Source organism: Stenotrophomonas sp. NPDC077659, assembly GCF_050268705.1.
GTDB lineage: Bacteria > Pseudomonadota > Gammaproteobacteria > Xanthomonadales > Xanthomonadaceae > Stenotrophomonas.
On sequence record NZ_JBNNHG010000141.1, the window covers coordinates 1 to 4,568 of the forward strand.

General features: G+C 67.4%; 4 protein-coding genes. All 4 read left to right on the forward strand.

Annotated features, from left to right (window positions below; genetic code table 11):
- Positions 1 to 1,451 (forward strand): EAL domain-containing protein (locus ACQKDV_RS15985; RefSeq protein WP_427785022.1); only part of this gene is annotated, 1,451 nt, incomplete at its 5' end.
- Positions 1,452 to 1,525: 74 nt separating this feature from the next.
- On the forward strand, positions 1,526 to 2,035 hold the full coding sequence (locus ACQKDV_RS15990) for a chemotaxis protein CheW (RefSeq protein ID WP_427785023.1): 510 nt from the start codon (positions 1,526 to 1,528) through the stop codon (positions 2,033 to 2,035).
- A gap of 134 nt (positions 2,036 to 2,169) precedes the next feature.
- Positions 2,170 to 3,765: a sensor domain-containing diguanylate cyclase gene (locus tag ACQKDV_RS15995; RefSeq protein WP_427785025.1), complete on the forward strand. Its 1,596-nt coding sequence runs from the start codon at positions 2,170 to 2,172 to the stop codon at positions 3,763 to 3,765.
- A 28-nt stretch (positions 3,766 to 3,793) separates the two neighbouring features.
- A complete protein-coding gene (locus tag ACQKDV_RS16000) occupies positions 3,794 to 4,318 on the forward strand; it encodes a chemotaxis protein CheW (protein ID WP_427785027.1) in 525 nt (174 codons plus the stop codon).
- Positions 4,319 to 4,568: the final 250 nt, after the last annotated feature.

Below are 4,568 nucleotides of genomic sequence, written 5' to 3' on the forward strand. Positions count from 1 at the left end.
TGCGGTTTTACGCCGGCTCGCCCCTGGTGGCCAAGAACGGCGTCGCCATCGGTGCGCTGTGCATCATGGACACGGTGCCGCGCGCGTTTTCCGAGGATGACTGCCGCCAGCTGACCACACTGGCCATTGCGGCAATGAATGAACTGGAGCTGCGCGTACTGAGCGGGCGGCGTGACCCGGTCAGCGGCCTGCCCAACCGTCATCAGTTCACACTGGATTACACCGCATGGGCGGCACGCGCGCCCGGTCGCACCTGCTTTGCGGTACTGGTGGATGTGCTCGACCTGCCACGCGCCAACGAAGCGGGCCAGGTGCTGGGCATGGGGCCGCTGGAGGCACTCATCCGCCGCGCGGGTGTCCGCATCCAGGTGGCGCTGGAGGGTCTGGCGGAGATCTACCATGTCGGCGTCACCCGCTTCGCCTTCGTTCTGGAACTGCCTGAACGCGCTGCGCTGGAACGCTTGGTGGAAGAACTGGAAGCGCGCCTGACCCGGCCCATGATGGCTGCAGCGGTGCCCATGTCCCCGTTGTTCCATGCCGGGCTCTGCGACGTCGTGCTGGGGCGCGACAGCCCGGATGATGTGCTGCGCCGTATGCTCATCGGCCTGCACTCGGCGGTGACCGGGCATGTGCCGTACTGCTGGTACTCCAGCAAGCGCGACGAAGGCCTCAAACGCGGCTACCGCTTGGCCGCCGATGCCCAGCGCGGCCTGATCAATGACGAGTTCCATCTGCTCTACCAGCCGCGCTTCCGCGCCAACGATCTGGTGCCGGTGGCTGCCGAGGTGCTCATCCGCTGGAATCATCCCGAACTGGGGCCGGTCAGCCCGGCCGAGTTCATCCCTGTTTTCGAACGCACGGCCCTGATGGAAGGCGTCACCGACTGGGTCATTGGTCGCGCCTTGGACCAGTTGGCACGGTGGCAAAGCGACGGACTCGCGCTGAGCCTGTCCATCAATCTGTCCGCCCGCGATGTCGCCCGCCCCGACATGGCTGACGCTCTGCTGGCCCGCATCCATCAACGCGGGCTGGAGTGCCGCGACGTGGAAATCGAGATCACCGAAGGGGAATGGCTGCGTGCCGACTCTCCCCCAGGCGAACAGCTTCGGCGGATGGCCGCAGCCGGAATCCGTATTGCCGTGGACGACTTCGGCAGTGGCTACAGCAACTTCGGCTACCTCACCGAACTGCCCATCCACACGTTGAAGCTGGACAAAACGCTGGTGGACGACCTGGCCACTGACAGCCGCGCGCGCCTGAAGGTGCAGGCGGTCATCGGCCTCGCCCACGATCTGGGCTACACCACAGTGGGCGAAGGCGCCGAGACCCGCGAGCAGGTCGTGACGCTGCAGGCGCTGGGGTGTGACGAGATACAGGGGTTCGCACTGTCGCGTCCGGTGGACGCACAGACGTTGGCCGACCGCCTGCGATCACAGCTGCCCCCGCCCTGAATCATTAAGCGAGCCCGCGTCGGCGGATGCCGCTGCCCGCCGCAGGCACTTCCCCGGTTGCAACCTGACGGGCAATGATGGTGGTGCCCTCTGGCACCCTTCCACGGAAACCGACATTGCCCCTGCCGCTTCCCGACGTCGTCCCATCGGCGTCCTCGCCCTATGCGCTTTTTGAAGTGGTGGTCGTGCAGGTAGGCGACCAGCGTTTCGCCGTCGATGTTGAACACGCGGTTGAGATCCGCGGGGCGGAGGTGCTCCTGCAGCCCGACAGCGGGGGCGATCCCGTCCTGCCGGTGCGCGGGCAGCCTCTGCCCGTCATCGACCTGCGCCAGCGGGTGGGCATGCCCGCCTTTGGCGAGCAGTGCCCGGCTGTGCTGCTGGTCAATGCCGGGCCCCATCTGATCGCGCTGGCGGTGGATGCGGTGCTGGACGTGGAAACCCTCCCGGTGCAGCAGGACCGTGCCACCGGCGGCGTGCCAGGCGGATTCAGCTTCTGCCGCCGCATGGTCACGCTGCGCCCGGGTGAGCACATGCCGTTGATCGATACGGGTCGCTTGCTGGCGGCCTGCCCGCGCGCGCCGTGAGGGCGGCGCGGGGCGCAGCACGGCGCTACCGGATGGGTCCGGCGTCGTCCGGGGGGCCGTGAAGACGCGCCCACATCTCCCGCATCCCGTCGGCGGTAACGTGAGCACCTACCAGCCGCCAGGGAGGCGCAGAGGTGGATGCATCGATCCGGCAGGTCAATCTACAGCGGCTGATTCTCGCGCTCGCCGCGCTGTCCGCGCTGGTCATGCTGGGCAACGCGGTCTGGGCCGGCTACCAGGTGCAGCGCCAGCAGCTCATCGACAAGAGCCTGGAAGCCAACCGCGTCTACGCACGGTCGCTGGCCCAGTCCAGCCAGCATTTCGTGCTCAACGCACAGCAGCAGTTGGCTGTCGGTGCCGAGCGCCTCAGCCGCAATCTCGCCCAGCCTGCCGCGCATGACGACGAGGTGGAACGGATCAAGCTGCAGACCGATGCCTTCAACAGCGTCATCTCGGTCAATGCCCAGGGCGTGGTGGTAGGGTCCTCGCCCGCCCTGCCGGAACTGCAGGGCAAAGCGCTGACCAGCGCGGCCAACCGGCAGGCACTGCAGCAGCGCCTGCCGATGGTCAGCGATCCCTTCATCTCCCACACCGGCAACCTGGTCGTCACCCTGTCGCACCCGATGTTCGATGAACAGGGCGACTACGCCGGCTACATCACCGCCTCCATCCATCTGCGCGATCCCAACGTGCTGCACAGCCTGCTAGGCACCCACCCTTACGACGATGGCTCGTACCTGTACGTGGTCAGCCGCAACGGCACCGTGCTCTACCACCCGGATCCCGATCACGTGGGCCAGCCGGCCACGCGCAACGCGGCGGTGGATGCACTCAGCCAAGGCAGCAGCGGGGCACTGCACTCGCACGACCACCGGGGCGTGCACATGCTGGCCGGCTTCGCGCCGTTGCCTGCGGCCGGCTGGGGCATCATCGCCCAGCGCCCCGCCGAGGCAGCCGTCGCGCCCACCGGCAGGTTGCTGCACACGGTGCTGCGCAACGCCGCGCCCCTGGGCGTGCTGACCCTGCTGCTGATCTGGCTGTGCTCGCGCCGCATCGCCTCACCCCTGCAGGAACTGGCCCGGCACGCACAGGACCGTGACGTCGGCAGCGCCATCATCCACGTCAAGGCGGTCAATTCCTGGTACTACGAAGCGGCCGAACTGAAGCAGGCCGTGCTGGTCAGCTTCCGCAATCTGAGCGAGCGCATCGGCCTGCTCGATCAGGCCACCCTCACCGATCCACTCACCCAACTGCTCAACCGGCGCGGGCTGGAACGCGCGCTCAGCGCGCTCAATGCCTCGGGCATGCCGTTCGGGGTCATTACCTTCGACGTGGACCACTTCAAGGACGTCAACGACCGCCATGGACACGACACCGGCGACCAGGTGCTGGTCGGGATTGCGCAGCGCATGTGCGCCAACGCACGCCCGCAGGATGTGCTGTGCCGCCTCGGCGGTGAGGAATTCCTCGCTCTGCTGCCCGAGGTCGGTGCCGAAACGGCGCTGCAGGTCGCCGAGCGGCTGCGCAGTGCCATCGAAGCCCACGCCTTCCCCACCGTCGGCCACGTCACCATTTCGGCCGGGGTCAGCCACTACCCGGAAACCCAGGCCGACGCCGATCTGGCCATCCGCCAGGCCGACAAGGCCCTGTACCGCGCCAAGCAGAGCGGACGCAACCGGGCGGTCCTCTACCGCAGGCGCGGCCACCGCACTGCGCATCCGGAGGGGTGACTGCAGCTGAATGGATGGTGCAGCTATCATGCGCCGCGCACAGACAACGTCATCTGCACGCGGCAAGATTGCGCCGTCGCCGCAGTCCCCTTCCATTGGAACTACCTTGCAGTCGCCTTCCTACCCTGCCGGTCAAACGGCGCCGGCATTGCCGTCCTTTTTTGAGTATGTCGTTGTGTGCGCGGGCGAGCAGCGGTTTGCCGTGGATGCGCAGGCGGCGGTGGAGATCCGTGGCCCGGAACGTTTTGACCGGCCCATCCCGCGTGACGGCCCTGCGCTGAGCGTACGCGGGGATCGGTTGCGGGTGGCCGACCTGCGCCGCCTGTCAGGGCTGCCAGCATTCGCGTACGACTGCCCAGCCATGCTGCTGGTAAAGGCCGGCGCTGACGTAATCGGCCTGGCGGTGGACGAAGTGGGCGAGATCGAGAGCGTCCCGCGCGAACGCCTGCGCGCCGCCAACCCGCTGGGGTATGTGTTCTGCAGCCACAGCATTGCGCTGGGGGCCGATGGGGAAATCCCGCTGATTGATCCGGCCCTGCTGATCGCCTCGTGATGGCGCCGCCGGGCATGGCCCGGCGCGATCCCATCACGCCCGCAACGCGTGCTGTAGAGCCGAGCCAACGCTCGGCTGTTGTTACCCACCGCGCGCAGAAACAATGAGCCGAGCATGGGCTCGGCTCTACAACGCGCCGTGCACATTTCCGGTAGAGCCGAGCCAACGCTCGGCTGTTGTTACCCACCGCGTGCAGAAACAATGAGCCGAGCATGGGCTCGGCTCTACAACGCGCCGTGCACATTTCCGG